Below are 25,401 nucleotides of genomic sequence, written 5' to 3' on the forward strand. Positions count from 1 at the left end.
TGGAATGTGCTCCCTCATCGAGCGTAACGACAGGTACCGAACGGAGGACCGCAACGGATCGGCATCCCGGCGACGACCGGCTTCCGGCGACGCGAACACGGAGGCAGGCGAACGACGGGCGCGAACATGAACGGGGTGCCGTCGGAACGGCCATCCGCCCGCGAGAGGCGATGCCGTGCGACGGCGGGTGATCGATCAACGCGCAATTCCTGCGCTCGGGGCGGGTGCGGCGGCGACGTGCTGTCGTGCAGCGCGTCGTCCGGCCGGTGGGAGAAAAACAATGAGGGATTTCGTGGTCGCAGTGCTGTGGCTTGGCCCGTTGTCGGTGCTGCTTTACCTGTCGGACGTCGACGTCCGGCAGGTCGTTGCGCAGATCCCGGACTACCTGCGTCATCTGGTGGCGATGTTCTTCAGCTGACGAAGGGCCGGACGGATCGGCCGTGGGCCGGACGGTGCCGCGGCGCACGGGTGGTCCGCGCGCCGCGGCACCGTTGCGTTCACGCGCCGGCCGTCGCATGCAGCGCCGCGAGGAACTGCCGCACGACCGGCGAGACCGCATGGCCGTCGTACACGAATTCGACGTCGAAGCGCTCGGCGAGCGTGTCGAGCGCGACCAGCCGCACGGTGCCCGGGCACGACGGAGCCGCGCTCTCCGGCACGAACGCGCAGCCCATCCCGGCCGCGACGAGCCCGATCAGCGTCGGGACGTCGCTGCCGACCTGCGCGATCCGCGGTGTGAAGCCCGCCCGCCGGCACCGTTCGATCAGGAACCGGTGATGCGCGGCGGACCGTTGCGGATCGAACCACACAAACGGCGCGTCGGCGAGCTCGGCCAGCCGGGCAGGCGCGCGCACGCGGCGCCCCGGCGTGGACGGCATCGCGAGCACGAACCGGTCGCTCAGCAGCCGCACGCCCGCCAGTTGCGGCGCTTCGTCCCGGCGCCACGCCATGATCCCGCCGTCGAGCTCGCCGCGCGCGATCGCGGCCGCCTGTTCGGCCGACAGCATCGGCGCGATCGACAGCTTCACGTGCGGGCATGCATCCCGGAACGCCTTGAGCACGTTCGACACCACCGGCAGCGGGAAATAGTTCGGCAGCACGCCGAGCCGCAGCTCGCCGAGTTCGCCGGCCGCGCTGCGCAGCGCGCGCTCGCGGCTGTCGCGCAGGTCGGCGAGCAGGCGCGTCGCATCCCGCAGAAAACTTGCGCCGGCCGCCGTGAGCGAGACGCCGGTCGCGCGGCGGACCAGCAGCGGGGTGCCGATCGCGTCCTCGAGCTCGCGGATCTGCCGGGACAGCGCGGGCTGCACGATCCCGACCGCGCGGGCGCCCGCCATCACGCTGCCGGCTTCCGCGACCGCGACGAAGTAGCGGAGATGGCGTAATTCGACTTGTCGCATGCGGCTCCTGTCCGTCGATGAAGATATGCCTGCCAAGCATAGCAGTCGGCATTCGATGGTATTGGAAAGCATGATGCGCGCGACGTAGCATGGACGGCGTCATTTCACTCGTGCGCGCCTCATTCCCATGCCGCTTCATGTCCAGACCCCCTATCTTCGATCGCATGCCGCATCCCGCCGGCTCGGCAAGGACGTGCTGCTCAAGATCGAGGCGATGCAGCCGTGCGGCTCGTTCAAGCTGCGCGGCGTCGGCGCGGTCTGCGACGCGCGGCGTGCCGCCGGCGCCCGGCGGTTCGTGTCGTCGTCGGGCGGTAACGCAGGCATCGCGGTCGCGTATGCGGGCCGCGAACTCGGCGTGTCCGTGCTCGTGGTGGTGCCGGAAAGCACGTCCGCGCGCGCACGCGAGCTGATCCGCGTCGAAGGCGCGGAGCTGGTCGTGCGCGGTGCGTCCTGGGCGGAGGCGAATGCGTTCGCGCAGTCCGTGCTCGGCCCGCACGACGCGTTCGTGCACCCGTTCGACGATCCGGTGCTGTGGCAGGGCCACGCGACGATGATCGACGAGATGGCCGCGGCCGGGCCGAAGCCCGACGCGGTCGTGCTGGCGGTCGGCGGCGGCGGGCTGCTGTGCGGCGTGCTGGAGGGGCTCGCGCGCAACGGCTGGGGCGACGTGCCGGTCGTCGCGGTTCAGACCGAAGGCGCGGACTGCTATGCGCGCTCGGTTGCGCTGGGGCGGCCCGTCGAATTGCCGGAAATCACCAGCGTCGCGACGTCGCTCGGCGCGAAGCGGCCCTGCGACGCCGCGCTCGCGTGGGCGGCGCGGCATGCGATCGACACCGTCGTCGTGTCCGATGCGGCAGCGGTGGCCGCGTCGCTACGGTTCCTCGACGAGCACCGGATCGTGGTGGAGCCGGCTTGCGGCGCCGCGCTGGCCGCGCTCGACACGGCAACGCCCGCGCTGGTCGCCGCGTCGCGCATCGCGGTGATCGTCTGCGGCGGGGTGACGGCGACGGTCGAGCACCTGCACGTGTTGAACAGCCGGGGGCGCGAAACGGAAAGGGGGCGGTGAAGGGCGTTTGCGTGACGCCGCGCCGCACGTGCGGCGGCGCGGGCGTCGACCGGACGTGACTCAGCTTGCGCGGCGCGCGCTCGACGACACCGGCGCAGCGGCCTCGATGGTCATGACGGGCGAGGGGGCGGGCGCCTTGTCGGCCGGCGTGGTCGAGACCGGCGCGGGGACGGGGGCCCGAGCGGGCGCCGAGGTGGGAGCGGACGCAGGAGCGGCAGCCGATGCCGGAGCCGGAGCTGGCGTGGACGCCGGTGCGGCCGCGGATGCGGGAGCCGGCGCGGACGCTGGTGCGGAAGCCGGCTTGGACGCAGACGTGGCCGCCGATGCGGAAGAGGAGGCCGACGCGGGCACGGCCGTCGCCGCCGGTGCGGAAACCGGGGCCGACGCGGGCGAGCCGGCAGAGGCCGGCGCGACTGCCGAAGCCGCCGCGGCCGCCGCACCGGATGCCTGCCCCGGAGCGGCCGCCCGCATCGCCGGAACCGCCGCCGCGGCACCCGGCGCGCCGGACGCCGGCGCGGCAGCGGACGCCGGCACCGGCGCCGCGGGCGGCGTCGGCACGGCCGGGGTCGTCATCTTCATCGGCTCGCCCTGCGGCGTCGGCGCGGGTTCGGGCAGCGGCGTGACGGGTTCCTTCTCGGCGGCCTTGACGGTCGCGCGGTCGCGGCGGGCCGGGTCGATCTTCAGGAAATGCTCGACGAGATTGAAGAAGCGCTCATAGAACACGCCGGCGGGAATCGTCTCGCTGGCGGTCTTGACGAGCGCGTCGTCGCTCGACCCGATCGGCAGCGACAGCGAGCCGAACACGCTGAGCCCGACGCTGGCCGACGTATTCGACTTCTTCAGCGTGTAACGATCCTGCACCGCGTTGACGTACGCGATGCTCGACGAGCCGTCCGCGTTCGCGTCCGCGCACACGACGTGAAACTCGATCACGACGTGCATGTCGTTGTTCGGCTGGAAATTCTTGCTGCCGTCGACCGCATCGTTGCGCGACGACGACACCACATAACCCTGGCTCAGCAGCGCGCGCCGCGCGGCCTCGCAGGCCGCGTCGGATTTCGAATGGAACGTATGCGCATACGGGCTGCTCGTCGCGTCGAACTGTTCCTGCTGGTAGATCGGCTTGGGCGGCGACGAGCACGCCGCCAGCACGGTCGCGGCCGCGAGCGCGCACGAAACGGTAAACAGGCGAAATCGGTTGTGCATGGCGTCTTTCAGAAGGCTCGGCCGGTTGCCGCGCCGGGACTGCGCGCGCATGGCGCGAAGGTCGGATGGTTGCCGGGCGCGCTGGTGCGCAGCCGGCAGAAGCTGTCAGGCAGGCGCGCGGCAATCTCGTAAGGCCGGGGCGCCATTATAGTTTCGTTTGATGTCGCGCTTGCGTCAGGGCCGCGCATCGCGCGCAACGGCCAGCAATTGCGACGTCAGCGGATGGTGTTCGCCGCGCCGCGAGCGGATCGCGTGGATCTCCTCGGTCACGTCGCCCGCGCGCCCGAGCCGCCGCAACCCGCGCAGCAGCGACGCATCGTTCGCGCCGAGTTCGCTCAGCGGAAACACGCCGAGGCCGCGCGCCGCGAACACGGCCATCAGCGCGCTGTCCTCGAATTCCCCGGCCACGCGGGGCACGATCCGCTCACCTTCCAGCCACAGGTCGAGGCGCGCGCGCAGCGCCGAATGCGCGGTCGGCAGCAGCACGGGCAGCTCGGCGAGGCACTGCGGAAAGTGCTCCCGTGCGGCCGGCGTGACGAGTGCCGCGGAGCCGTACCAGTCGACCGGCGACGCGACGAGCCGCTCGCTCGTCACACGCAGGTTCGAACCGGACGGCGCGCCCTGGCCGGCCAGCACGAGATCGAGATGATGCAGCGCGAGCTCCGCGAGCAGCGCGTCGTGCTCGCCCTCGTGGCACAGCAGCCGCAGCGTGGGCGTATCCAGCACGGGTGCCAGGATCGCGTGCGCGGCAAGCTTGGAGATGCCGTCCGCGAGGCCGACCGCGAGCCGCACGGTCGGCCGGCTGGCTGCCGCACGCACTTCGTCGGGGATCAGCCGTCCCATCTCGAAGATCGCCTCCGCGCGCGCAAACGCGGCCTGGCCGGCGTCGGTCATCGCGACGCCGCGCCCGGCCGGGCGCAGCAACTGGTGCCCGAGCGCTTTCTCGAGTTCGCGCACCTGCGCACTGATGGTCTGCACGGCCATGTCGAGCCGACCGGCCGCGCGCGCAAAGCCGCCTTCCTTCACGACGACCCAGAAGTAGTACAGATGTCGGAAATTGAGCATCGGATCGTAATTTCGGAAAAACCGAACCAAAAATCAGATTCTCTCTGATTTTTCCGAAGCATGCGGATGCCGATAATCGGGTTTTCCACCTTCGTTTTCCTGAACCTCATGGACTACCTGCTGACGCTTGCCGCCGACCCTGCCGTCTGGGCGGCGCTTCTGACGCTCGTCGTGATGGAAGTCGTGCTCGGCATCGACAACCTGATCTTCATCTCGATCCTCAGCAACAAGCTGCCCGAGGCGCAGCGCGCCCGCACGCAGCGCCTCGGCATCGCGCTCGCGCTGGTGATGCGCCTCGCGCTGCTCGGCAGCGTCGCGTGGATCGCGAGCCTCACCGAACCGGTGTTCACGCTGTTCGACCATGCGTTCTCGTGGCGCGACATGATCCTGCTGTCGGGCGGCCTGTTCCTCGTCTGGAAGGCGACCACCGAGATCCATCACCACGTGTCGCACGACGGTGACGGCGCCGCCGGCGCGTCGAACGGCGCGCCCGGCCTGACGATGTGGGCCGCGATCGGCCAGATCGTGATGCTCGACATCGTGTTCTCGATCGACAGCATCGTGACCGCGATCGGCATGACCGAACACGTGCCGATCATGTTCGTCGCGGTGATCGTCGCCGTCGCCGTGATGCTGTTCGCTGCGCAGCCGCTCGCACGCTTCATCGACCGCAACCCGACCATCGTGATGCTCGCGCTGTCGTTCCTGGTGGTGATCGGCATGACGCTGATCGCCGAAGGTTTCGGCTCGCATGTGCCGAAGGGTTACATCTACGCGGCGATGGCGTTCTCGGCTTTCGTCGAGGGCATGAACATGCTGGCGCGGCGCGCGAAGGCGAAGCGCGCGGCGCAGGCGTCCGGGCGCTGAGCGCGCGGCGCCATCCCGATTCCTCACCCGTCCGACAGGAGACGCATCGTGAAATGCCCGGTCTGCAAGACACCCGACCTGCTGATTGCCGAACGCCAGTCGATCGAGATCGACTATTGCCCCGCATGCCGTGGCGTGTGGCTCGATCGCGGCGAGCTCGACAAGCTGATCGCGCGCGGCGACGGCGACGCGCCCGTGCACCGCGACGCACGCGCGCAGCGCGACCACGACGATGCGTGGCGCCGCGACCGGCGAGCGCGCGACGACGACCGCCGCCACGAGCCGCACCGTCGCAAGAAATCGGTGTTCGACATCTTCGATTTCGATTGAGCGCGCGCCGGCCCCGCGATGAAAAAAATGCCCCGTCAGGCCGTGTGCCTGACGGGGCATGTCACATGCGGGCCGCGTGCGGCGTCACGCGTTGCCGGCCGTCACGTCGATGCGGCGCGGACGCGTTTCCTCGCGGCGCGGAATCGTCAGCGTCAGCACGCCGTCGCGCAGGTTCGCGTCGATCCTCGACGTGTCGAGGTCGGGGCTCAGCGTGAACGCGCGCGCAAAGCGCGGCGCACGCAGTTCGGCGTGCCGGACCCGCAGCTCGGTGGGCAGATCGATGTGCACCTGCGCGTCGATCGTCAGCGTGTTGTCGTGCACCTTCACGTCGAGGTTCTCGCGCGGCACGCCGGGCAGGTCGGCCCGCAGCGTGACGCCGAGATGATTCTCGACGATGTCGACGGCCGGCGTGATCGCGGGCGCACGCGCGGCCGTGGCCGCGGCTCCGGGTTGGGCGTTGGCCGATTGACGTTCGGTGACGGGCTGGCTGATGTTCATTTCGCTCTCCTCGTGATCAGTGGACCGCGATCGCGCGCGGCTTCGATGCCTCGCGCCGGCCGACGCGAATCAGCAGGCAGCCGTTTTCATAGCGGGCGCTGACCTGGTCGGGATCCGCATCACGCGGCAGCTCGACGACGCGGCGGAACGCACCGTGAAAGCGCTCCTGCGCATAGGTGCGCAGGTCGTCGCCTGCGCCGCCTGGCGCCGGCTTGCGCTCGCCGCTGATCGTCAGCAGGTCCTTGTCGATCGATACGTCGAAGTCGGCCGCGGCCATGCCTGGCGCGAACGCGACGATCTCGATCGCGCTGTCGGTCGCACCGACGTTGAGCGCGGGGAACGCGCCTTGCCGCGCCGCGCGGATGCTGGACGGCGATTCGCCGAACAGGTCCGTCATCTGGCGCTGCATGCGGGCCAGTTCATTGAAGATGTCGTTGCCGAATGGGAAACCGCTCATGTTCGTGTCCTCCGTAACAGACGGGCTTCATGCCTTCGAAATGCGCCGCGCAGGGTGCGCGATTGCGCTCACGGCACGTAATTAGTGGCCGCCACAGCGCATTTCAAGTGGCCGGCGTCAGGTGCGCGCGCACGATTCGATGCGACAATCGCCGCGCCATCCAACGAGACAAAGGGGCCGAAGCAACATGAACAAGAACATCGGACGCATCGCGATCGTCGGCGCCGGCGTGATCGGCGCCAGCTGGGCCGCTTTCTACCTGACGCAGGGCTTCGACGTCGTCGCGACCGATCCGGCGCCGCAAGCCGACGCGCGGCTGCGCGACGCACTGGCCGCGTTTCTCGGCGACGAGGCCGCAGCGCTGACGCAGCGGCTCACGTTCGACGCGGACCTGGCGCGCGCGCTCGACGGCGTCGACTTCGTGCAGGAGAACGGCCCGGAGCGGCTCGACCTGAAGCGTGCGCTGTACCGGCAGATGGACGACGTGCTGCCCGCGCGCGTGCCGATCGCGTCGAGTTCGTCGGGCCTGAAAATGTCGGACATCCAGACCGCGTGCGAAAAGCATCCGGAACGGTGCCTGATCGCGCATCCGTTCAATCCGCCGCACCTGATTCCGCTCGTCGAGCTGGTCGGCGGCGAGGCCACCGGCCAGGACGTGATCGCGCGCGTGAAGGCTTTCTACGATGCGCTCGGCAAGCAGACGATCGTCCTCAACAAGGAGATGACCGGCCACGTCGCGAACCGGCTCGCGGCCGCGCTGTTCCGCGAGGTGTATCACCTCGTCGGCGAAGGCGTCGTGAGCGTTGCCGATGCGGACAAGGCCGTCGCATGGGGGCCCGGCCTGCGCTGGGGGCTGATGGGGCAGTGCCTGACCTATCACCTCGGTGGCGGCGCGGGCGGAATCGCGCACTTTCTCGAACACCTGTCGGGGCCGATCACGAGCTGGTGGGACGACCTCGGCACGCCGTCGTTCGACCCGGACGTCGATCGCAAGCTGAACGACGAATTGCGCGCGATCCAGGGCGAGCGCTCGATGCAGGAACTGGCGGCCGAACGCGACCGCCTGCTCGTCGAGCTGATCGACGCGCGCCGCCGCAGCTTCCTGCCCTGAGCGGTTGCCGCGCGCGCGGCGCTACTGCTGCGACGCCGGCTGCTGCGCCTGCATCGCCCACGCGGGCCGCACCGCGTCGAGCCGTTCGCGGTTGCGCGCGCGCGTCGCGGCGCTCGGCGGGTAGTTGCCGTCGTTCGTCGGCAGTTCGCCGTCGAGATAGGCCTGCTTGAGCTGGGCGATGACTTCCGCGCGTGTCAGGCCCGGTGCGGGCGCGGCGGCATCGGTCTGGGCGAAGGCGGGGGAAAGCAGGGCGGCGGCGGCGGTCGCGACGGCGAATCGCATGAGGTTCATGGGGCGCTCCGAAAGAGGGGACGGGACAACGGACGGGCGGCGCGGGGCCGTGCGTTCCGATGGGTTCCATTGTCGTGAGCGGGTGCTGCGCGGACGATGACGTGTTCCGGGCAGGATTGTCAGCGGGCGGCGGACGTGGAGCGGGCCGCCCGGCCGGCGCGTTGCGCCCCTGCGTTACAGCCCGGCCGCGGCGGCGACCAGCGTTGCCTCGAGCGCGAGCGTGGATCGCGACGCGGCCGCCGGGCGGTCGATCACGTATTCGAGTTCGCCGAGTTCGGGCAGCCCCGCGTCGAGCCGCGCGAGCCCGGCCGGGATCACGTAGCCCGCGAACGCGCTGACGCCGAGCCCCGCGCTCGCAGCGGCGCGCAGCACCGCGACGCTGCTGCTGACTACCGCGATCCGGTACGGCCGCCCGACGGCTTCGAGCGATTCGAGCACGCGGCGGCGCGACACGCTCGGCTCCGGATGCATCGCGAGCGGCAGCACGGTCTCGTGGCCGGTGATCCGCGAATCGGGGCCCGTGCACCAGTACAGCGGCTCGCTGCGGATCACGCGGCCGCGCCGGCTGCCCGCGATGCGCTTCGCGAACACGAGATCGTGCCGCCCTTCGTCGAGCGCGTCGAACAGGTCGCCCGACAGCCCGGTCGAGATCGCGAGCTCGACTTCCGGATTGCGCTGCACGAAGCTCGCGAGCGCGGCCGTCAGGTGCGCCGACGCGAAATCCTCCGACATCGCGAGCCGCACCTTGCCCGACAGCGGCGGCCCGCACACCGACGTGACGGCTTCGTCCATCAGTTCGAGGATGCGCACCGCGTAGCGGAACAGCGCGTCGCCGTGCTGCGACAGGTGCACGTTGCGCGTGTCGCGCTCGAACAGCGGCCGGTCGAGCAGCTCCTCGAGGCGGCGGATATGCTGGCTGACGGTCGACTGCGACAGGCTCACGCGCTCGGACGCGGCGGTGAAGCTGCCGGACTGGGCGACGGCGACGAAGCTGCGCAGCAGTTCGGGCGGTAACGGGCGCATTGCTAAATCCACTGAATCGGTTTCGACAACTTCATAAATGGCCGGATATTGCGGCGCTAGTATCGGATCACGCGCCGGTGCGTGCCCGCAACGGGATGCACCGGACGCGCAGCCCGCGTCGTGCCGGCGGCTGCATCGGTCAGTCTACGGCATCCGGCGTCCGGCCCGAAACCGCATCATCCCATCGACCGCCCGAGAACGCGCCCGCACGACGGGCCGCCGGGCCGCGGCGCACCGCCGCAGGAGACGAGTCCGCGCACGGGATCGGCGTGCGGGGCCGGTTCCTGCATGCGTCCGGCGCCCGTCACGAAGAGACTGGAGACGACTCATGATCATCTACGGAACCGCGCTGCTGGCGTTCTGCCACCTGGCCGGACTGTTCCTCGGCGACCTGCTCGGCAGCGCGATCGGCGTGAAGACCAACGTCGGCGGCGTCGGCATCGCGATGCTGCTGCTGATCTGCCTGCGCCTGTGGCTGCACCGGCGCGGCTGGCTGCCGAAGGAAACCGAGGCCGGCGTCGGTTTCTGGGGCGCGATGTACATCCCCGTCGTCGTCGCGATGGCCGCGAACCAGAACGTCGTCGCCGCGCTGAAGGGCGGGCCCGTCGCGCTGCTGGCCGCCGTCGGCGCGGTCGCGATCTGCGCATGCTGCATCGCGGTGCTCGTGCGCACCGGGCGCGACGACACGGCCTTCGCGGGCGTGCCGCAATTCGAAGAACAGTGACGGAGGCCGCCATGCTGCAGATGCTCGAAAAAACCGTCGCCCACAACGGGCTCGTCGCGTCGTTCGCGCTGGTCGGCCTGATCATGTGGCTGTCGTCGATCGCGTCGCGCAAGCTCACGTTCGGCCGCGTGCACGGCTCGGCGATCGCGATCGTCATCGGTCTCGTGCTGGCCTATGTCGGCGGCGCGTTTACCGGCGGTGAGAAGGGGCTGGCCGACGTCAAGCTGTTCGCCGGCATCGGCCTGATGGGCGGCGCGATGCTGCGCGATTTCGCGATCGTCGCGACCGCGTTCGAAGTGCAGCCGACCGAGGCACGCAAGGCCGGGCTCGTCGGCGTCGTGTCGCTGCTGCTCGGCACCGTGCTGCCGTTCATCGTCGGCGCGTGCATCGCGCGCGCATTCGGCTACACCGACGCGGTCAGCATGACGACCATCGGCGCGGGCGCCGTCACCTACATCGTCGGCCCCGTGACGGGCGCGGCGATCGGCGCGAGTTCCGACGTGATCGCGCTGAGCATCGCGACGGGGCTCGTGAAGGCGATCATCGTGATGGTCGGCACGCCGGTCGCGGCCGGCTTCATGGGCCTGAAGACGCCGCGTTCCGCGATGATCTTCGGCGGCCTGGCCGGCACCGTCAGCGGCGTGAGCGCGGGGCTCGCCGCGACCGACCGCCGGCTCGTCCCGTACGGCGCGCTGGTCGCGACTTTCCATACGGGCGTCGGCTGCCTGCTCGGGCCCTCGGTGCTGTTCTTCACGACGCGCGCGCTGGTCGGCGCATAGGCCGCACGATGGGCGGCCCGTGCGCGGGCCGCACCCATCGCGGCGCCCTCTGAGTCGCATTCGTCAACATCATCAATCGGCGGCGGCGCCAGGCTTAGAATGCCGCTGAACCATCGAAGCGGGAGAACTGTTCATGACGGGATGGAATCACGCGCGGCAGGCGCGCGATGCACGCCTCGCGGCCGGCGCGGCTTATACGCGCAGGGCAAGCGGGTCGACGCGCGCGACACCGTCGCGTTGCTCGAAGCGGTGCTGCGGCCCGGCGACCGAGTCTGCCTCGAAGGCGACAACCAGAAGCAGGCCGACCTGCTCGCGACGGCGCTCGCCGACGTCGACAGCGCGAAGATCCACGACCTGCACATGGTGCAGTCGGGCGTCGTGCTGCCCGAGCATCTCGACGTGTTCGAGCGCGGCATCGCGAAGCGTCTCGACTTCGCGTATTCGGGCCCGCAGTCGCAGCGCATCGCGAAGCTGCTGTTCGGCGGCAAGATCGCGCTCGGCGCGGTGCACACGTATCTCGAGCTGTTCGCCCGCTACTTCATCGACCTCACGCCGCAGGTCGCGCTGATCGCGGCCGTGAGCGCCGATCGCGACGGCAACCTGTACACCGGCCCGAACACCGAGGACACGCCGACCGTCGTCGAGGCCACCGCGTTCAAGGACGGCATCGTGATCGCGCAGGTCGACCGCATCGTCGACAAGGTGCCGCGCGTCGACATCCCCGGCGACCGCGTGCATTTCGTCGTCGAGGCCGGCCGGCCGTTCTACGTCGAACCGCTGTTCACGCGCGATCCGGCCGCGATCACCGAAACCCAGATCCTGACCGCGATGCTCGCGATCAAGGGCATCTACGAACCGTACGGGATCAAGCGCCTGAACCACGGGATCGGCTTCAACACGGCCGCGATCGAACTGCTGCTGCCGACCTACGGCGAGAAGCTCGGGCTGAAGGGCAAGGTCTGCTCGCACTGGGCGCTCAATCCGCACCCGACGCTGATTCCCGCGATCGAATCGGGCTGGGTCGAGCAGATCCACTGCTTCGGCTCGGAGGTCGGGATGGACGACTACATCCGCGCGCGTTCCGACATATGGTTCACCGGCCCCGACGGGTCGCTGCGCTCGAACCGCGCGTTCTGCCAGACGGCCGGCCTCTACGCGTGCGACATGTTCATCGGCTCGACGCTGCAGATCGACCTGTCCGGCCATTCGTCGACGGTCACCGCCGAGCGCATCGCCGGTTTCGGCGGCGCGCCGAACATGGGCAGCGACGCGCGCGGCCGGCGTCACCCGAGCGAGCCGTGGCTGAAGGCCGGCGCGGAAGCCGACCCGGACACGCCGGCGGCACTCAGGCGCGGCCGCAAGCTCGTCGTGCAGATCGGCGAGACGTTCGGCGACAAGAACGTGCCGATGTTCGTCGAGAAACTCGACGCGCTGAAGCTCGCCGACAAGCTGCAGCTCGACCTCGCGCCGATCATGGTCTACGGCGACGACGTCACGCACATCGTCACCGAGGAAGGGATCGCGAACCTGCTGATGTGCCGTGACAAGGACGAACGCGAGCATGCGATCCGCGGCGTCGCCGGCTATACGGAGATCGGCCGCGGCCGCGACCGGAAGATGGTCGAGCGGCTGCGCGAGCGCGGCGTGATCCGCCGTCCGGAGGATCTCGGCATCGATCCGCTCGACGCCGATCGCCGCTGGCTCGCCGCGCGCTCGATCAAGGATCTCGTGCACTGGTCGGGCGGGCTCTATGCGCCGCCGGCCCGGTTCCGCAACTGGTGAGGAAGAGGGCTGGAACAGTTGAACTATCGCTTCACCGCGCGCGAGCGCGCGAAGGGCGAGCAGGCCGCGGCGCTCGTCGGCGTGGTCGCATCCGGCAATCTCGAAGTGCTCGTCGAGCGCGTGCTGCCGGGCAACGAATGCGAGATCGACATCCGCACCGCGGCGGTCGGTTTCGGCGCGGTGTGGCAGGCCGTCGTCGCGGATTTCGTCGAGCGGCGCACGCCGGGCGGCCTGAAGCTGTCGGTCAACGACGGCGGCGCGCGGCCCGACATGGTGTCGCTGCGGCTCGCGCAGGCCGTGCGCGCGATCGAGGGGGACGCATGACGAACGACGCGATCCACGACACGCCCGCGTTCGTCGCGAATGAGGCGAGCTGGTACGAAGCGTCGGCGCGGCAGCGCGTCGACGGGCTGCTCGACGCGGGCAGCTTCAGCGAATTCCTCGGGCCGGCCGAACGCGTGACGAGCCCGCACTTGCCGCTGTTCGACCTGCCGCAGCAGTTCGACGACGGAATGGTGGTCGGCCACGGCCGGCTCGACGGGCAGCCGGTGTTCGTCGCCGCGCAGGAAGGCCGCTTCATGGGCGGTGCGTTCGGCGAAGTGCACGGCGCGAAGCTCACCGGGCTGCTGCGCGCCGCGCGCGAAGTCGGCAAGCCGGTGCTGATCCTGTTCGATACGGGCGGCGTGCGGCTGCAGGAGGCGAACGCGGGCGAACTCGCGATTGCCGAGATCATGCGCGCGCTCGTCGAAGCGCGTGCGGCCGGCGTGCCGGTGATCGGGCTGATCGGCGGGCGCGCGGGCTGCTATGGCGGCGGCGGGTTGCTCGCCGCGTGCTGTTCGGCGCTCGCGGTGTCGGAGCAGGGCCGTATCAGCGTGTCGGGCCCCGAGGTGATCGAAACCAATCGCGGCGTCGAGGCGTTCGACGCGAAGGACCGCGCGCTGATCTGGCGCACGATGGGCGGCAAGCACCGGCGGCTGATCGGCGGCGCGGATCGCTACGTGGCCGACACGCCGGCCGCATTCCGCGCGGCGGCGCTCGAGCTGATCGGGCGTGCGCCGACATTCGATGCGGCGATGCTGCGTGCCGAGCAGGCGCGTCTCGAGGCGCGTGTCGAACGGTTCGGCGCATGCGACGATGCGCTCGACGTTTGGCGCACGCTCGGCGCGAGCGCGCCGGAGGACATTCCGGGCATGCCGGACGACGCGTTCGCCGCGCTTGCCGACCAACTCCAGGAGCCCTCGCATGACGCTCGATGAAGTCCTCATGTCGCTGTTTCCGCACGGTCACGCGATCGTGCGCGACGGCGGCCTGCTGTCCGGCCACGCGGAACTGGCCGGCACACGCGTCGACGTGATCGGCGTCGCCGACCGTCTGCCGTTCGGCATCGACGAGGCGCTGACGCTCGCGGCGCGCGTGCTCGACACGATCGCGCGCGGCGGCGACACGCCGATCCTCGTGCTCGTCGACAGCGACAGCCAGCGGATGAGCAAGCGCGACGAACTGCTCGGCCTGAACGAGGGGCTGTCGCATCTCGCGAAGTGCCTGATGCACGCGGAGCTCGCCGGGCACCGGACGATCGGCGTGCTGTACGGCCACACGGCCGCCGGCGCGTTCATCGCGACCGCGCTCGCGACGCGCACGCTGCTTGCGGTGCCGGGCGCCGAGCCGGAAGTGATGGACCTGCCGTCGATGTCGCGCGTGACCAAGCTGCCGATCGACGTGCTGAAGGAGATGGCGCGCTCGACGCCGGTGTTCGCGCCGGGGCTCGACAATCTCGTGAAGATGGGCGCCGTCGACGCCGTGCTCGATCCGGCCCGCGCGCTCGACGCGCAGGTCGGCGAATGGCTCGGCAAGCCGGCCGAGCGCGTCGACGGGCGCGCCGCGCGCGGCCGGCCGGTGGCCGCCGATGTCGCGCGGCGCGTCGAGGCGCTCGCGCGTGCCGCGCAGTGACGCGCCGCTGCGCCGCCACACGCTCGTCACGTTGACGGCGGCGGGGTGGGCGGCGCTGTTCGCGCGCGACGCGGCGCTCGCCGCCGACGCGCCCGTGCGCCGATGGGCGGAACGCGGCTGGCCGCTCGTCGTGCGTCGCGCGCTGCCCGGTGAGACGCGTGAATTCGGCGTGCCGCTCGGCCTGCCGCTGCCGCCGTCCGCGGGCAAGCGGCGCATTGCGGTCAGCGTCGGCGCGGATGCGCTCGCATCGGTCGGCGCGCCGCCGGCGATTGCGGCGGTGCTCGGCGCCGCGCCCGCCGCGTGGCGGCAGCCGCTGCTCGACCTGGAGGCGCTCGGCGCGCGCTGCGGCGTGCAGGGCCGCGTGTTCGGCAGCCTCGCATGGCAGGCGCTGACGGGCGAGCCGTACCTGACCGGCGCATCGGATCTCGACGTGTTCTTCCCGCTGCCGGGCGCCGCGCACGCCGCGACGCTGCTCGACGGCCTCGCGGCGATCGACGCGCGCGCGCCGATGCGCATCGACGGCGAATTGCTGCGCGACGACGGCGCGGGCGCCAACTGGCGCGAACTGCACGCCGGCTTGCCGGACGTCGCGATCAAGACGGCCGGCGGCGTTATGCTCGGTCCGGCCGCCGCCTTCCTCGCCGGGAGCGCGCAATGAGCGCCGTGGCGCTGCCGCGCACGCTGCCGGGGGCGCAATCCGATGCCGAGCGCATCGCGGCGCTCGCCGAGCGCAGCCTCGTGCTCGAGATCGAGACCTATCCGAAGCCAGGGCTCGTCAGTCACGTCGATGCCGGCAGCCATGCGGACATGGACGCGTCGACGTTCGCCCGCAGCGCCGCCGTGCTGCGGCCTTACTTCGCGGAACTGGCCGATGCAGGCGCGCGCGACGCGGACATGGCCGTGCTGCGCAAGATCGGCCTGCGTGCCGAGCACGCGATGCTCGCCGCGACGGGCGGCGTCAACACGCATCGCGGCGCGATCTTCGGGCTCGGGCTGCTGTGTGCGGCGGCGGGCCGTCGCGGCCGGCGGGGCGCCGCGCCGCTGGGCCTGACGCTCGGCGCGTCGGTCGCGCGCCGCTGGGGCGCGGATATCCTCGGCGGCCCGCGCCTGCCCGACAGCCACGGCGAACGCGCGAGCCGCCGCTACGGCGTCGGCGGCGCGCGCCGCGAGGCGGCCGGCGGGTTCGACAGCGTGTATCGCGTCGGGCTGCCCGCGCTGCGCCGTGCGCAGCGCGACCTGCCCGGCGACCCGGAGGCGGCGCGCGTCGACGCGTGCTTCGCGCTGATCGCCGCACTCGACGATACGAACCTGCTGCACCGGGGCGGGCAGGACGGCCTCGAATTCGCGCAAGCGGCCGCACGCGCGTTCGTCGCACGCGGCGGCGTGCGGGCGCGCGACTGGCGGCTGCGCGCGGCCGCCGCGCATCGTGCGTTCGTCGCGCGCCGGCTCAGCCCGGGCGGCGCGGCCGACCTGCTCGCGATGAGCGTCTTCGTCGATGCGCTGGAGCGCGACGAGGCGGCGCGATGACGCTCGCGATCCTGTGTTCCGGGCAAGGCGGCCAGCGCGCCGACATGTTCGACCTGACCGGCACCGCGCCGCAGGCCGACGCGCTGTTCGCGCACGCCGGCCGGCTGCTCGGCGACGATCCGCGCGCGTGGGTGCGCGACGCCGCCCCGTTTGCGCTGCACGAAAACCGTGCCGCGCAGATCCTCTGCACGGTCCAGGCGCTCGCGGCCGCCGCGTTGCTCGACGCGGTGTGGCCGCGCCGGCGCTGCGTCGCCGGCTACAGCGTCGGCGAAGTCGCGTCGTGGAGCGTCGCGGGGATGATCGAGCCGGACGCCGCGCTCGACCTGGCCGATGCGCGTGCGCGTGCAATGGATGCCGCGAGCGGCGGCGACGAGCGGATGGTGTTCGTGCGCGGCCTGACGCGCGACCATCTCGCGCGCTTGTGCGCGGACCACCGCGCGGCGATCGCGATCGCGAACCCGGGCGACGCGTTCGTGGTCGCCGGCCGGCGCGACGACGTCGATGCGGCGGCCGCGGATGCGCTGCGCGACGGTGCACTGCGCGTCGCGCCCGTCTGCGTGCGGATCGCGTCGCACACGCGCCGGCTCGCGGCGGCCGTGCCGGTGTTTCGCGCGTCGCTCGCCGCGGCTCGCGTGCGGCGGCCGCTGCCCGGCACGCGGCTCTTGTCGGGCATCGACGGCGCGTCGGTGCTCGACGTCGACGCGGGGCTCGACAAGCTGGCCCGGCAGATCGCGGAGCCGGTCGAATGGGCGGCCTGTCTCGCCGCGTGCGTGGAGGCCGGTGCGACCGCGTTCCTCGAGCTCGGCCCCGGCCGCGCGCTGGCCGAGATGGCCGGTAGCGCATATCCCGCGCTGCCGGCGCGCAGCCTTGCGGATTTCCGTTCCGTCGACGGCGTGGCGAGCTGGCTTTCGCGCGTCGCGGCGGGCTGAGCGCGCCTGCGCGCGCCCGCTCACGGCGGGCCGTGTTGCGCCGGCGCAGCAGCCTTGCAGCCGGCGCTTGCCACACGAATTGGCGTCGCTAAAATGGCGCCCGCCATGAGACCAGCCGCCTTCCTTCTCGCCGCGCTCTGCTGCGCGGCGAGCGCCCACGCCAGCCAGATTCCGTCCGACGCCGCATCGGTCGGCACATACTTTTCGTATGACAATGCGGCGGCCGACGCGACCGTCGACCTGATCGCGCAGGCGCAGCGCCGCGTGTTGCTGGCCGGTTACGCGTACGTGCCGCCTGCGGTGGCCGGCGCGTTGCACGACGCGCGCGGGCGCGGGATCGAGGTGCGTGTCGTGCTCGTGCGCTCGCCGCGTGCGGGCCGGTACAGCGGCGCGGGCTTCCTGAAGGGCGCGGGCATCGACGTCGCGATCGACATGCGGCGCGACGCGCCGGCGCCGCGCTTCGTGATCGTCGACGACAGCGTCGCGCTGACGACGCTGTCCGAAGGGGCGGCTGCGCACGCGGAAACGGTGAACGTGTTCCAGCGCGCGCCCGAGCTCGCGCAATCCTACGCGCAGTCGTTCTGGCGGCTGTACCGGCGCGCGGGCGGGCTCTGACACGGCGCCGCCGCGTATCCCCGTCGGCGCGCTTGAATTGGCGGATCGCATGCACCATGCTCATTGACGTAACGTCGGTGTGATCACTGCGCATGCGCGACCGGGCGCCGGCGAACGAAAGGGGCGGATCGTGATGGATCGTTTTCTCGATCGCGCCGATGCCGGCTGCCAGCTGGCCGGCGCATTGCGCGATTACGCGGGGCGCAGCAATGTCGTCGTGCTCGCGTTGCCGCGCGGCGGCGTGCCCGTCGCGTATCCGGTCGCCTGCGCGCTGCACGCGCCGCTCGACGTGCTGGTCGTACGCAAGCTCGGCGTGCCGTCCGATCCCGAGCTCGCGATGGGCGCGATCGCGACGGGCGGTGCGATTCATCTGCAGCGTTCGGTGCTCCGCTCGATGAGCGTGTCCGGCGCGCAGCTCGCCGAAGTGATCGCGCGCGAGACGGTCGAACTGCATCGCCGCGAGGCGCTGTATCGCGGTGCCGCGCCGCCGCTGCCGGTCGAGGGGCGCATCGCGATCGTCGTCGACGACGGCGTCGCGACCGGCGCGTCGATGCGCGTCGCGCTGCAGACGCTGCGCGAGCGCCACCCGGCGCGCATCGTCGCGGCTGCGCCGGTCGCGCCGGCCGGCGTGCAGCGCAAGTTCGACGATCTGGCCGACGCGTTCGTCACGGTGTTGCAGCCGCTGCCGTTCTTCGGGATCAGCCAGTTCTACGCGCGCTTCGAGCAGACGAGCGACGACGAGGTACGCGCGTTGCTCGACGCGGCGCGCCGCGCGCCGGAAGGCGGGGTGGCGTCTGATTGATGTCGGCTTGGTGCCCGCTTGGTGCGGGCTCAGTGCCGGCTCAGTGCCGGCTCAGTGCCGCGTCGCGCGCGGCTTCTCGGCCTGCGCGAACACGGCCTGCAGCGCCGGATGCACATCGTCGAGCCAGCGCGCGCCCGTGAACAGCCCGTAGTGATCGCATCCGTCGACGTCGAGCCGATGCCGCTCGCCCGGCGCGAGACTTCGGCAGAGCGCATGCGCGGCATGCGTCTGGCCGGCGCCCGTGACCGCGTCGCGGGTGCCTTCGACCGTCAGCAGCGTCGTGGCGCGCAGCGCGGCCGGGTCAACGGGGACGTCGTGCACGCGCCAGGTGCGCTGCGCGAGGCACGCGCGCTGGAACACGATGTCGACCGTATCGAGGAAGTACTCGGCCGGCATGTCGAGCAGCGCCGTGTATTCGAGCAGCGCGCGCCTCGCTTCCGTCATCGCGCGCACATCCAGGCGCCACGCCGCCTGCGTGTAGCGGTCGAGCAGCGACAGGAAGCGCTGCGGGTACACGAGCGCGATCTCGCCCTGCTGCAGATAGGTGGGAAACACGTGGCGGCCATGCCCCGCGAAACCCGGCGGCACGACGTCGATCAGGTGACGGCGGCACCAGCCCAGCGAATGGGCCGCGGCGGCGGTGCCGAGCGCACTCGGATTCCGGCGCGCGTCGAGCGGGCCGCCGATCAGCGTGACGCTCGCGGGCGGCGCGAGACCGCGCTGCGCGCGCAGCGCGAGCGCGCCGAGCACCGGCACGGTTGCCTGGCACACGGCGACGACATGCAGCGGCCGGTCGTCGTGCGTGAGCCCGTCGACGAACGCATCGAGCATCGCCACGTATTCGTCGAGCCCGAAGCGGCCCGCCGCGAGCGGCACGTCGCGCGCATTGCGCCAGTCGGTCACGCAGACGTCGCCGTCCGCGAGCAGCGTCTCGACGGTTTCCCGCATCATCACCGCCGCATGCCCGGCAAGCGGCGCGCACAGCAGCACGGCGCGCGCCGCCTGCCGGTCGTGCGAAAAGCGGCGCAGGCCGCAGAACGGCGTCTGGGCGACGAGGCGCTCGGCGACGTCGCCCGCCCCGAAAGCGAATGGCGGCGGTTCGGCCGGCGGCCCGAGCAGCGGCTCGAACAGGTCGTCGTAGCACGACGATGCGGCGTGCGGCAGCGTCGCCGCGGGCCACGCGTCGAACGCATGCCGCGTGGCCGCGCGCCAGGCGCGCATCCATTCCCGCTGCTGCTCGACGAGGGCGTACCACATGGCGAACCTTCCGGTGGCGATGGGCGAATCTGCATTATGGTCACTGTTCGCGCGCCGCGGGGGGCGCGTTTGTACCGGGTTCGCGTTGCACGGCCGGCGCCGGCCTATGCGCATGCACCGCACGCTGCTACAGTCGTTGATCCCATTCCCTCAAGCGGAGCGTTTGCGATGAAGCTGATCGGCATGCTGGATTCCCCGTTCGTGCGCCGTGTCGCCATTTCGGCGAAGCTGCTCGACCTCCCGTTCGAACACGAGTCGATCTCGGTGTTCAGGCAATTCGACACGTTCAAGACGATCAACCCGGTCGTCAAGGCGCCGACGCTCGTGACCGACGACGGTGCGACGCTGATGGATTCGTCGCTGATCGTCGATTATCTCGATCATCGGGTCGCGCCCGGGCGGCGGCTGCTGCCCGAGGCGCCCGACGCGCGGCTGCGCGCGCTCGTGCCCGTCGGTTTCGCGCTGGCGGCCGCCGAGAAGACCGTGCAGGTCGTCTACGAGCAGGCGCTGCGTCCGGCCGACAAGCAGCACGCGCCGTGGCTCGACCGCGTGCTCGGCCAGCTCGAGGCGGCGTACGGCGAGCTCGAAAAGCAGGTCGCGAGCGTGGGCGGCTGGTTCGGCGGCGCGCGCCTGCTGCAGTCCGACGTGACGGTGGCGGTCGCGTGGCGCTTCACGCAATTCATGGCTGGCGACTATCCGGTGCTCGCGCGGATCGATCCGGCCCGTTATCCGGCGCTCGCCGCGCATTCCGCGCGGGCGGAAGCGCTGCCGGCATTCGTCGAAACGCCGCTCGCCTAGTGCGCGCATGTTGGGGGGAGCATGGTTCCCCCGCCGCGCGGCTGATCCGGCGATGGTCACGCCGATTGTTTCCCGCAGCCGACAAGTGACTTCGTTTTCAGGCGATTTATCCGGACCTCGGCCGTCCCTAGAATTCACTCCATCCGATGCCGCATTGCCTGATGGAGTTGACGATGAAAGCCCTGATCGAATCGAGCCTGTACCACCCGTCCGTCGTGTTGCCGCTTGCCGCGCTGACGCAGTTGATGGTCGAGCGCGATTTCAATCTCGGTCAGGTCGGGCTGATCGTCGCGACGCGCGGCGCACAGGCGGCTGTGGCGCGGTCGCGCGCGCTGCTGTTCTGCCGTCATTGCGACGCGCACGCATGAGCGCGGCGGCGCGGCAAGCATGAAAAAGCCCGGCCGGCGCAAGCCGGTCGGGCGTTCGGGCCGGGCGACCGGCCGTTCGATCGGGCCCCGGCAATGCCGGGGCCCGTCGTTTTGGGCAACGCGCTTACGCGCGGGCGGTGGCGGCCACGCTGTACAGGCCCGCGTCGTCTTCGTCCTCGCGCATCTGGCGCACGAGCTGGTGGGCTTCGCGGCGCGTCGCGACGGCCGGCGGCGAGCCCTTGAGCGGCTGGCGCGCGGTTTCGGCGAGCGCGACGACCGACACGATGCCGATCACCGCGGCGCCCATCATGTAGTACGCGGGCATCATCAGGTTGCCGGTGACGTCGACGAGCCACGCGGTGACGAGCGGCGTCGTGCCGCCGAACAGCGACACCGACACGTTGAAGCCGATCGCGAGCGCGCCGTAGCGGATCTCGGTCGGGAACAGCGCCGGCAGCGCCGACGGCATCACGCCGGTAAAGCACGACAGCAGCACGCCGAGGATCAGCAGGCCGCCGAACACCGATGCGGTGGTGCCGGCATGGATCAGCATCATCGACGGGATCGACAGCGCGAGCAGGCCGACGCAGCCGGCGAGCATCACGGGCTTGCGGCCGATCCGGTCGGACAGGCGGCCGGCGGCGAGCGTCATCGGCATCATCAGCACCATCACGAGCAGCACGAGCACCAGGCTGTGCGATTCGTCGAAATGCAGCGTCGACGACATGAAGCTCGGCAGGTACGACAGCACCATGTAGTCGGTCACGTTGAAGATCAGCACGAGGCCGACGCACAGCAGCAGCGCACGCCAGTTGCGCATCAGCGTCTCGCGGAAGCGCGCCTTCGGCACGGCCTTGTCCTGCGCTTCGCGCTCCTCGGCCTGGCGCTTGAACGCCGGCGTTTCCTCGAGCTTCATCCGGATGTAGAGGCCGATCAGGCCGAGCGGGCCGGCGATCAGGAACGGCACGCGCCAGCCCCACGACAGCAGCGCCTCCTGCGACAGCGACGCGGTGAGCAGCGCGACGACACCGGCACCCATCACATAGCCGATCAGCGTGCCGAATTCGAGGAAGCTGCCCATGAAGCCGCGGCGCTTGTCGGTCGAGAACTCGGCGATGAAGGTGGCCGCGCCGCCGTATTCGCCGCCGGTCGAGAAACCCTGCACGAGGCGCGCGACGAGCAGCAGCACGGGGGCCATGATGCCGATCGACGCGTAGCTGGGGATCAGGCCGATCGCGAAGGTGCCGACGGCCATCATGATCATCGTGGCGGCGAGCACGCGCTGGCGGCCGATGCGGTCGCCGAGCGGGCCGAACACCATGCCGCCGAGCGGGCGCACGAGGAACGCGGCCGCGAACGTGCCGAAGGTCGCGAGCAGCTGCGCGGACGGGCTGCTGGACGGGAAGAACACCTTGCCGAGCGTGACGGCGATGTAGCTGTAGACGCCGAAGTCGAACCATTCCATCGCGTTGCCGATGGCCATCGCGCTGACGGCGCGCTTGAGCAGGCTCTGGTCGACGACGGTGATGTCGTCCGCGACGAGCGGGGCTTCGCCGGACGACGAAGCGGAGGAAGAAGCAGCGGTCGGGCTGACGTGTGTTGCGGTCAAGGTCATGCACTCCTTTGACTGCGCCGAACGGGCGGGCCGTCCGACACGGTTTGCCGGCGAGCGCGGTGTCGTGTGCGGCGCGTCGGGGCAGGCCATTAAGCATTTACTGCACAAGCGGCGGTAAAGGGCCGTAAGGGGCTGCTTCGACGCGGGCCCGATGGGCCGTCGCGACAGTGCGCTCATGAAGAATGGGCCGCGTGATGCAGGCGGCAGATGCCGGTGCGGACGATGTCCGGCGTTCCGGCAAGCGCCCCGGAGGGGCAACGAAACGAGAAAAGCGGGCCTGTCGGGCGGGCTTTCCTGTGGGTGCAATTTCGGTCGAAGGGCCGGCCCGCAACGCGCGGACGGACTTCTCTCGAAATCGAATAGACAGAGATTGAATGTTGAAACAGGCGACATGATAGCACGATGACGGATGATCGTGCAAATTGCCGGGAAGCGCCCGTCTGGCGGGGCGTCCGGCTGGGGCGGCTCGGGTATGATCGGCGGCGCGCGGCGGGGCCGTGCCGCCTTCCGGTGACGGGGGCGAATTCGCGAGGAACCGGATGACCGAACTGATGAGGATCGCGGCGCTGTTCGCCGCCACCGCGCTGGCCGAAATCGTCGGCTGTTACCTGCCGTGGCTCGTGCTGAAGGAGGGGCGGCCGGTGTGGCTGCTGCTGCCGGCCGCGTTGTCGCTCGCGTTGTTCGCGTGGCTGCTGACGCTGCACCCGAGTGCGGCGGGGCGCACCTATGCCGCGTACGGCGGCGTGTACATCGCGGTGGCGCTGGTCTGGCTGCGGGTGGTCGACGGCGTCGCACTGACCCGCTGGGACGTGGCCGGCGCGGCGCTCGCGCTCGGCGGAATGGCGGTCATCGCGCTGCAGCCGCGCGCGTGAGCGCGGCCGCGGCGCGTGCCGTGTGCCGCTGTTTCAGGCCGCTTCGGCGGCACCCGCGTCGGCGGACTTGCGCCATACGCAGGTGCCCTTGACCGACTTGTCGAGCTCGTCGAGCTGCGCCTGGTGCGCGGCGAGCTCGTCGTCGCTCGCGGCCACCACGACCAGGTCGAGCGCGGCGAGCGACACGCGCTGGCCGTTTGCCGCGCCGCCGTCGGCGCCCGCGTCGTCGAGCATGTCGATCACGAGGCTGTCCTGGCCGCGCGTCATCGCGAGATAGACCTCGGCGAGCAGTTCCGAGTCGAGCAGTGCGCCGTGCAGCGTACGGTGCGCGTTGCTGATGCCGAAGCGGTCGCACAGCGCGTCGAGCGAGTTGCGCTTGCCGGGGAACATCTGCTTGGCCTGCACCAGCGTGTCGATCACGCCGCCGCAGTGCTCGGTGAACGGCGGCAGGCCGAGCCGCGCGAATTCGGCATCGAGGAAGCCAAGGTCGAACGGTGCGTTGTGGATGATCAGCTCGGCGTCCTTCACGAAGTCGCGAATCTGGTCGGCGACTTCCGCGAATTTCGGCTTGTCGCTGAGGAATTCGGTCGTGAGGCCGTGCACCGCCAGCGCGCCCGGATCGCTGTCGCGCTCGGGGTTCACGTAGAAGTGCAGGTTGTTGCCGGTGAGCCGCCGGTTCAGCAGCTCGACGCAGCCGATTTCGATGAGGCGGTCGCCCGTGCGGGCGTTCAGGCCGGTGGTTTCGGTATCGAGAATGATCTGGCGCATGTCGGGGAAAACGTAGGAAACAGGGGGCGGCCCGCGTTCAGGCCATGAGCGATTCGACGCCGCGATTCGCGAGCGCGTCCGCGCGCTCGTTTTCGGGATGGCCCGCGTGGCCCTTGACCCAGCGCCACTCGACCTCGTGCTGCGCGACGAGCGCGTCGAGCCGCTTCCACAGGTCGGCGTTCTTCACGGGCGTCTTCGCCGCGGTGACCCAGCCTTTCTTCTTCCAGCCGTGGATCCACTCGCTGATGCCTTTCTGCACGTATTGCGAATCGGTGTGCACGATCACCTGGCACGGCGCCGCTTCAGCGCTTCGAGCGCGGCGATCACGCCCATCAGCTCCATGCGGTTGTTGGTCGTGTTCGGCTCGCCGCCGAACAGCTCCTTTTCCTTGTCGCCATAGCGCATCAATGCGCCCCAGCCGCCGGGGCCGGGGTTGCCCTTGCAGGCGCCGTCGGTATAGATGTCGATCGTATCGATTGTCATGAATGTTCTTGATGGGTGGTCGGGGAGGCCGCCGGCGTCAGGCCCGGTGCGAGCACGGGTTTCTTCATCCGGATCTGGCCGACGAGGCGCATGCCGCGCACGCGCTTGACGGCCGTCACCATGTAGACGGCGCCGAAGATCGGCCACCAGCGGTCGCCGGCGGCTTCCATGAAGCCGTAGCGGGCCAGCCACTTGTCGGTGACGAGCGGCGGCCGGTAGCAGCCGAAGCGGCCGCGTTCGAGGTCGAAGCCGAGCAGCTTGATCCAGTCCTTGAGCCGGATGAACGCGATCTGGTCGCGCGTGGCCGGCACGAACGGACGGTTCGCCATGCGCCCGAACGATTGCCGCATGCCCCACAGGCTGAGCGAATTGAAGCCGGTGATCACGAGCTGGCCTTCCGGCATCAGCACGCGCTCGGCCTCGCGCAGCAGGCGGTGCGGATCGGACGTGAATTCGAGCGTGTGCGGCATCACGATCAGGTCGACGCTCTGCGACTCGAACGGCAGGTCGAGCAGGTCGCACCAGGTCGTGCTGCGATCGGCGGGCGCATGCTCGGGCGAATGGGCTTCGCGGGCCCACGGATATTGATAGGGCGCGCTCGCGCCGCTCGCCGGATCGAGCACGAGGCCGCGATACGGCATGCGGTTCTCGCGCAGCGCGTCGAGCTGCGGCAGGCCGAGCTGCAGCGCGTGGAACCCGAAGACGTCGGACACGATCCGGTCGAGCTGCGCTTGCTCCCAGCCCAGCACGTAGCGGCCGGGAGGCGAGTCGGTCCAGGCGGGCCAGTCTATAATTTGACGGTCAGACATAACGATGATTGC

The 25,401-nt window shown here is 70.6% G+C and carries 30 protein-coding genes and 1 pseudogene; 19 read left to right on the top strand and 12 right to left on the bottom strand.

Features of this window, described 5'->3' with window-relative positions:
* Positions 1 to 280 precede the first annotated feature (280 nt).
* Positions 281 to 418 (top strand): hypothetical protein, encoded by a 138-nt coding sequence (locus tag WT26_RS38000; RefSeq protein WP_010092727.1) that lies wholly within the window; start codon positions 281 to 283, stop codon positions 416 to 418.
* A gap of 79 nt (positions 419 to 497) precedes the next feature.
* Here the strand turns inward: WT26_RS38000 and WT26_RS09560 are convergent, their stop codons facing one another.
* Entirely contained in the window at positions 498 to 1,397 is a 900-nt protein-coding gene (locus tag WT26_RS09560; protein ID WP_059715611.1) for a LysR family transcriptional regulator, read from the bottom strand.
* Positions 1,398 to 1,524: 127 nt separating this feature from the next.
* Here WT26_RS09560 and WT26_RS09565 point away from each other — a divergent pair, with 127 nt between their 5' ends.
* Complete coding sequence (locus WT26_RS09565) at positions 1,525 to 2,463, top strand: pyridoxal-phosphate dependent enzyme (protein WP_069270035.1); 939 nt, start codon at positions 1,525 to 1,527, stop codon at positions 2,461 to 2,463.
* A 60-nt stretch (positions 2,464 to 2,523) separates the two neighbouring features.
* On the opposite strand, the gene WT26_RS09570 is transcribed toward WT26_RS09565, so the two are convergent.
* Both WT26_RS09570 and WT26_RS09575 read right to left on the bottom strand, forming a co-directional pair.
* On the bottom strand, positions 2,524 to 3,669 hold the full coding sequence (locus WT26_RS09570; protein WP_069273723.1) for a DUF2242 domain-containing protein: 1,146 nt from the start codon (positions 3,667 to 3,669) through the stop codon (positions 2,524 to 2,526).
* A gap of 174 nt (positions 3,670 to 3,843) precedes the next feature.
* Positions 3,844 to 4,734, bottom strand: coding sequence for a LysR family transcriptional regulator (locus WT26_RS09575; protein ID WP_069272722.1), 891 nt, complete (start codon positions 4,732 to 4,734; stop codon positions 3,844 to 3,846).
* Positions 4,735 to 4,842: 108 nt separating this feature from the next.
* On the opposite strand from WT26_RS09575, the gene WT26_RS09580 reads away from it, so the two are divergent.
* Both WT26_RS09580 and WT26_RS09585 read left to right on the top strand, forming a co-directional pair.
* Complete coding sequence (locus WT26_RS09580; protein WP_069272723.1) at positions 4,843 to 5,601, top strand: TerC family protein; 759 nt, start codon at positions 4,843 to 4,845, stop codon at positions 5,599 to 5,601.
* A 48-nt stretch (positions 5,602 to 5,649) separates the two neighbouring features.
* Complete coding sequence (locus WT26_RS09585) at positions 5,650 to 5,931, top strand: zf-TFIIB domain-containing protein (RefSeq protein ID WP_069270037.1); 282 nt, start codon at positions 5,650 to 5,652, stop codon at positions 5,929 to 5,931.
* Between the two features lie 84 nt (positions 5,932 to 6,015).
* Here WT26_RS09585 and WT26_RS09590 read toward each other — a convergent pair whose 3' ends face one another.
* Together WT26_RS09590 and WT26_RS09595 are read right to left on the bottom strand one after the other, a co-directional pair.
* A complete protein-coding gene (locus WT26_RS09590; protein ID WP_069272724.1) occupies positions 6,016 to 6,429 on the bottom strand; it encodes an Hsp20/alpha crystallin family protein in 414 nt (137 codons plus the stop codon).
* A 16-nt stretch (positions 6,430 to 6,445) separates the two neighbouring features.
* Positions 6,446 to 6,886 carry an Hsp20/alpha crystallin family protein gene (locus WT26_RS09595; protein WP_069272725.1) on the bottom strand — a complete coding sequence of 147 codons (441 nt, stop codon included), beginning with the start codon at positions 6,884 to 6,886 and terminating at the stop codon, positions 6,446 to 6,448.
* A gap of 187 nt (positions 6,887 to 7,073) precedes the next feature.
* Between WT26_RS09595 and WT26_RS09600 the strand changes: the two genes are divergently transcribed.
* Positions 7,074 to 7,997, top strand: a complete 924-nt coding sequence (locus tag WT26_RS09600; RefSeq protein ID WP_069272726.1) for a 3-hydroxyacyl-CoA dehydrogenase NAD-binding domain-containing protein — start codon at positions 7,074 to 7,076, stop codon at positions 7,995 to 7,997.
* A 21-nt stretch (positions 7,998 to 8,018) separates the two neighbouring features.
* On the opposite strand, the gene WT26_RS09605 is transcribed toward WT26_RS09600, so the two are convergent.
* Positions 8,019 to 8,288, bottom strand: a complete 270-nt coding sequence (locus tag WT26_RS09605) for a DUF4148 domain-containing protein (RefSeq protein ID WP_069272727.1) — start codon at positions 8,286 to 8,288, stop codon at positions 8,019 to 8,021.
* Positions 8,289 to 8,462: 174 nt separating this feature from the next.
* On the bottom strand, positions 8,463 to 9,311 hold the full coding sequence (locus tag WT26_RS09610) for a LysR substrate-binding domain-containing protein (protein ID WP_069272728.1): 849 nt from the start codon (positions 9,309 to 9,311) through the stop codon (positions 8,463 to 8,465).
* A 328-nt stretch (positions 9,312 to 9,639) separates the two neighbouring features.
* Between WT26_RS09610 and madL the strand changes: the two genes are divergently transcribed.
* The 11 genes from madL to WT26_RS09665 all read left to right on the top strand — a co-directional run bounded on the left by madL (position 9,640) and on the right by WT26_RS09665 (position 18,419).
* A complete protein-coding gene (gene madL / locus WT26_RS09615) occupies positions 9,640 to 10,035 on the top strand; it encodes a malonate transporter subunit MadL (RefSeq protein WP_034186756.1) in 396 nt (131 codons plus the stop codon).
* An 11-nt stretch (positions 10,036 to 10,046) separates the two neighbouring features.
* Positions 10,047 to 10,814 (top strand): malonate transporter subunit MadM, encoded by a 768-nt coding sequence (gene madM, locus WT26_RS09620; protein WP_059527278.1) that lies wholly within the window; start codon positions 10,047 to 10,049, stop codon positions 10,812 to 10,814.
* A 141-nt stretch (positions 10,815 to 10,955) separates the two neighbouring features.
* A complete protein-coding gene (gene mdcA / locus WT26_RS09625) occupies positions 10,956 to 12,596 on the top strand; it encodes a malonate decarboxylase subunit alpha (RefSeq protein ID WP_231130468.1) in 1,641 nt (546 codons plus the stop codon).
* A 9-nt stretch (positions 12,597 to 12,605) separates the two neighbouring features.
* On the top strand, positions 12,606 to 12,920 hold the full coding sequence (gene mdcC / locus WT26_RS09630) for a malonate decarboxylase acyl carrier protein (RefSeq protein ID WP_059527272.1): 315 nt from the start codon (positions 12,606 to 12,608) through the stop codon (positions 12,918 to 12,920).
* On the top strand, positions 12,917 to 13,852 hold the full coding sequence (locus tag WT26_RS09635) for a biotin-independent malonate decarboxylase subunit beta (protein ID WP_069272729.1): 936 nt from the start codon (positions 12,917 to 12,919) through the stop codon (positions 13,850 to 13,852). Before mdcC ends, WT26_RS09635 begins: the two co-directional genes overlap by 4 nt.
* Positions 13,839 to 14,546, top strand: a complete 708-nt coding sequence (mdcE, locus tag WT26_RS09640) for a biotin-independent malonate decarboxylase subunit gamma (protein ID WP_069272730.1) — start codon at positions 13,839 to 13,841, stop codon at positions 14,544 to 14,546. Before WT26_RS09635 ends, mdcE begins: the two co-directional genes overlap by 14 nt.
* Positions 14,533 to 15,204, top strand: a complete 672-nt coding sequence (gene mdcG, locus WT26_RS09645; protein ID WP_069273724.1) for a malonate decarboxylase holo-[acyl-carrier-protein] synthase — start codon at positions 14,533 to 14,535, stop codon at positions 15,202 to 15,204. The genes mdcE and mdcG overlap by 14 nt, the downstream gene beginning before the upstream one ends.
* A complete protein-coding gene (gene mdcB, locus WT26_RS09650; RefSeq protein ID WP_069272731.1) occupies positions 15,201 to 16,073 on the top strand; it encodes a triphosphoribosyl-dephospho-CoA synthase MdcB in 873 nt (290 codons plus the stop codon). Before mdcG ends, mdcB begins: the two co-directional genes overlap by 4 nt.
* A complete protein-coding gene (mdcH, locus tag WT26_RS09655) occupies positions 16,070 to 17,002 on the top strand; it encodes a malonate decarboxylase subunit epsilon (protein ID WP_069272732.1) in 933 nt (310 codons plus the stop codon). The genes mdcB and mdcH overlap by 4 nt, the downstream gene beginning before the upstream one ends.
* 93 nt (positions 17,003 to 17,095) lie before the next feature.
* Positions 17,096 to 17,617: a hypothetical protein gene (locus WT26_RS09660; RefSeq protein WP_069272733.1), complete on the top strand. Its 522-nt coding sequence runs from the start codon at positions 17,096 to 17,098 to the stop codon at positions 17,615 to 17,617.
* A 133-nt stretch (positions 17,618 to 17,750) separates the two neighbouring features.
* The gene (locus WT26_RS09665) at positions 17,751 to 18,419 is read left to right on the top strand and encodes a phosphoribosyltransferase (RefSeq protein WP_196774789.1); all 669 of its coding nucleotides are present in this window, start codon (positions 17,751 to 17,753) and stop codon (positions 18,417 to 18,419) included.
* Between the two features lie 51 nt (positions 18,420 to 18,470).
* Here the strand turns inward: WT26_RS09665 and WT26_RS09670 are convergent, their stop codons facing one another.
* Positions 18,471 to 19,676, bottom strand: coding sequence for an esterase (locus tag WT26_RS09670; RefSeq protein WP_069272734.1), 1,206 nt, complete (start codon positions 19,674 to 19,676; stop codon positions 18,471 to 18,473).
* 168 nt (positions 19,677 to 19,844) lie between these two features.
* Between WT26_RS09670 and WT26_RS09675 the strand changes: the two genes are divergently transcribed.
* On the top strand, positions 19,845 to 20,474 hold the full coding sequence (locus WT26_RS09675; RefSeq protein WP_069272735.1) for a glutathione S-transferase family protein: 630 nt from the start codon (positions 19,845 to 19,847) through the stop codon (positions 20,472 to 20,474).
* 161 nt (positions 20,475 to 20,635) lie between these two features.
* The gene (locus tag WT26_RS09680; protein WP_069272736.1) at positions 20,636 to 20,842 is read left to right on the top strand and encodes a hypothetical protein; all 207 of its coding nucleotides are present in this window, start codon (positions 20,636 to 20,638) and stop codon (positions 20,840 to 20,842) included.
* 124 nt (positions 20,843 to 20,966) lie between these two features.
* On the opposite strand, the gene proP is transcribed toward WT26_RS09680, so the two are convergent.
* Entirely contained in the window at positions 20,967 to 22,457 is a 1,491-nt protein-coding gene (gene proP / locus WT26_RS09685) for a glycine betaine/L-proline transporter ProP (protein ID WP_069272737.1), read from the bottom strand.
* A gap of 539 nt (positions 22,458 to 22,996) precedes the next feature.
* On the opposite strand from proP, the gene WT26_RS09690 reads away from it, so the two are divergent.
* Positions 22,997 to 23,329, top strand: coding sequence for a YnfA family protein (locus WT26_RS09690; RefSeq protein WP_059527239.1), 333 nt, complete (start codon positions 22,997 to 22,999; stop codon positions 23,327 to 23,329).
* A 33-nt stretch (positions 23,330 to 23,362) separates the two neighbouring features.
* On the opposite strand, the gene dnaQ is transcribed toward WT26_RS09690, so the two are convergent.
* From dnaQ to WT26_RS09705, 3 genes and pseudogenes are all read right to left on the bottom strand, one after another.
* Complete coding sequence (gene dnaQ, locus WT26_RS09695; RefSeq protein WP_059527236.1) at positions 23,363 to 24,097, bottom strand: DNA polymerase III subunit epsilon; 735 nt, start codon at positions 24,095 to 24,097, stop codon at positions 23,363 to 23,365.
* 37 nt (positions 24,098 to 24,134) lie between these two features.
* Positions 24,135 to 24,580: pseudogene (gene rnhA / locus WT26_RS09700) on the bottom strand (ribonuclease HI).
* The gene (locus tag WT26_RS09705; RefSeq protein ID WP_027787882.1) at positions 24,577 to 25,389 is read right to left on the bottom strand and encodes a class I SAM-dependent methyltransferase; all 813 of its coding nucleotides are present in this window, start codon (positions 25,387 to 25,389) and stop codon (positions 24,577 to 24,579) included. The pseudogene rnhA and the gene WT26_RS09705 overlap by 4 nt, the downstream one beginning before the upstream one ends.
* Between the last annotated feature and the right edge of the window lie 12 nt (positions 25,390 to 25,401).

Source organism: Burkholderia cepacia (assembly GCF_001718835.1).
In the GTDB taxonomy this organism is placed as follows: Bacteria; Pseudomonadota; Gammaproteobacteria; order Burkholderiales; family Burkholderiaceae; genus Burkholderia; species Burkholderia cepacia_F.

Bases quoted from the DNA above. Each gene is read 5' to 3' on its own strand.
- WT26_RS09660 (WP_069272733.1), top strand. From the start codon at position 17,096: ATGGCGCCCGCCATGAGACCAGCCGCCTTCCTTCTCGCCGCGCTCTGC.
- WT26_RS09675 (WP_069272735.1), top strand. From the start codon at position 19,845: ATGAAGCTGATCGGCATGCTGGATTCCCCGTTCGTGCGCCGTGTCGCC.
- WT26_RS09590 (WP_069272724.1), bottom strand. From the start codon at position 6,429: ATGAACATCAGCCAGCCCGTCACCGAACGTCAATCGGCCAACGCCCAA.
- WT26_RS09665 (WP_196774789.1), top strand. From the start codon at position 17,751: ATGGATCGTTTTCTCGATCGCGCCGATGCCGGCTGCCAGCTGGCCGGC.
- WT26_RS09580 (WP_069272723.1), top strand. From the start codon at position 4,843: ATGGACTACCTGCTGACGCTTGCCGCCGACCCTGCCGTCTGGGCGGCG.
- mdcB (WP_069272731.1), top strand. From the start codon at position 15,201: ATGAGCGCCGTGGCGCTGCCGCGCACGCTGCCGGGGGCGCAATCCGAT.
- WT26_RS09705 (WP_027787882.1), bottom strand. From the start codon at position 25,389: ATGTCTGACCGTCAAATTATAGACTGGCCCGCCTGGACCGACTCGCCT.
- mdcH (WP_069272732.1), top strand. From the start codon at position 16,070: ATGACGCTCGCGATCCTGTGTTCCGGGCAAGGCGGCCAGCGCGCCGAC.
- mdcA (WP_231130468.1), top strand. From the start codon at position 10,956: ATGGAATCACGCGCGGCAGGCGCGCGATGCACGCCTCGCGGCCGGCGC.
- WT26_RS09670 (WP_069272734.1), bottom strand. From the start codon at position 19,676: ATGTGGTACGCCCTCGTCGAGCAGCAGCGGGAATGGATGCGCGCCTGG.
- mdcE (WP_069272730.1), top strand. From the start codon at position 13,839: ATGACGCTCGATGAAGTCCTCATGTCGCTGTTTCCGCACGGTCACGCG.
- WT26_RS09605 (WP_069272727.1), bottom strand. From the start codon at position 8,288: ATGAACCTCATGCGATTCGCCGTCGCGACCGCCGCCGCCGCCCTGCTT.
- WT26_RS09600 (WP_069272726.1), top strand. From the start codon at position 7,074: ATGAACAAGAACATCGGACGCATCGCGATCGTCGGCGCCGGCGTGATC.
- WT26_RS09680 (WP_069272736.1), top strand. From the start codon at position 20,636: ATGGAGTTGACGATGAAAGCCCTGATCGAATCGAGCCTGTACCACCCG.
- madL (WP_034186756.1), top strand. From the start codon at position 9,640: ATGATCATCTACGGAACCGCGCTGCTGGCGTTCTGCCACCTGGCCGGA.
- madM (WP_059527278.1), top strand. From the start codon at position 10,047: ATGCTGCAGATGCTCGAAAAAACCGTCGCCCACAACGGGCTCGTCGCG.
- WT26_RS09610 (WP_069272728.1), bottom strand. From the start codon at position 9,311: ATGCGCCCGTTACCGCCCGAACTGCTGCGCAGCTTCGTCGCCGTCGCC.
- WT26_RS09635 (WP_069272729.1), top strand. From the start codon at position 12,917: ATGACGAACGACGCGATCCACGACACGCCCGCGTTCGTCGCGAATGAG.
- WT26_RS09595 (WP_069272725.1), bottom strand. From the start codon at position 6,886: ATGAGCGGTTTCCCATTCGGCAACGACATCTTCAATGAACTGGCCCGC.
- WT26_RS09690 (WP_059527239.1), top strand. From the start codon at position 22,997: ATGACCGAACTGATGAGGATCGCGGCGCTGTTCGCCGCCACCGCGCTG.
- proP (WP_069272737.1), bottom strand. From the start codon at position 22,457: ATGACCTTGACCGCAACACACGTCAGCCCGACCGCTGCTTCTTCCTCC.
- WT26_RS09565 (WP_069270035.1), top strand. From the start codon at position 1,525: ATGCCGCTTCATGTCCAGACCCCCTATCTTCGATCGCATGCCGCATCC.
- dnaQ (WP_059527236.1), bottom strand. From the start codon at position 24,097: ATGCGCCAGATCATTCTCGATACCGAAACCACCGGCCTGAACGCCCGC.
- WT26_RS38000 (WP_010092727.1), top strand. From the start codon at position 281: ATGAGGGATTTCGTGGTCGCAGTGCTGTGGCTTGGCCCGTTGTCGGTG.
- WT26_RS09575 (WP_069272722.1), bottom strand. From the start codon at position 4,734: ATGCTCAATTTCCGACATCTGTACTACTTCTGGGTCGTCGTGAAGGAA.
- WT26_RS09570 (WP_069273723.1), bottom strand. From the start codon at position 3,669: ATGCACAACCGATTTCGCCTGTTTACCGTTTCGTGCGCGCTCGCGGCC.
- WT26_RS09560 (WP_059715611.1), bottom strand. From the start codon at position 1,397: ATGCGACAAGTCGAATTACGCCATCTCCGCTACTTCGTCGCGGTCGCG.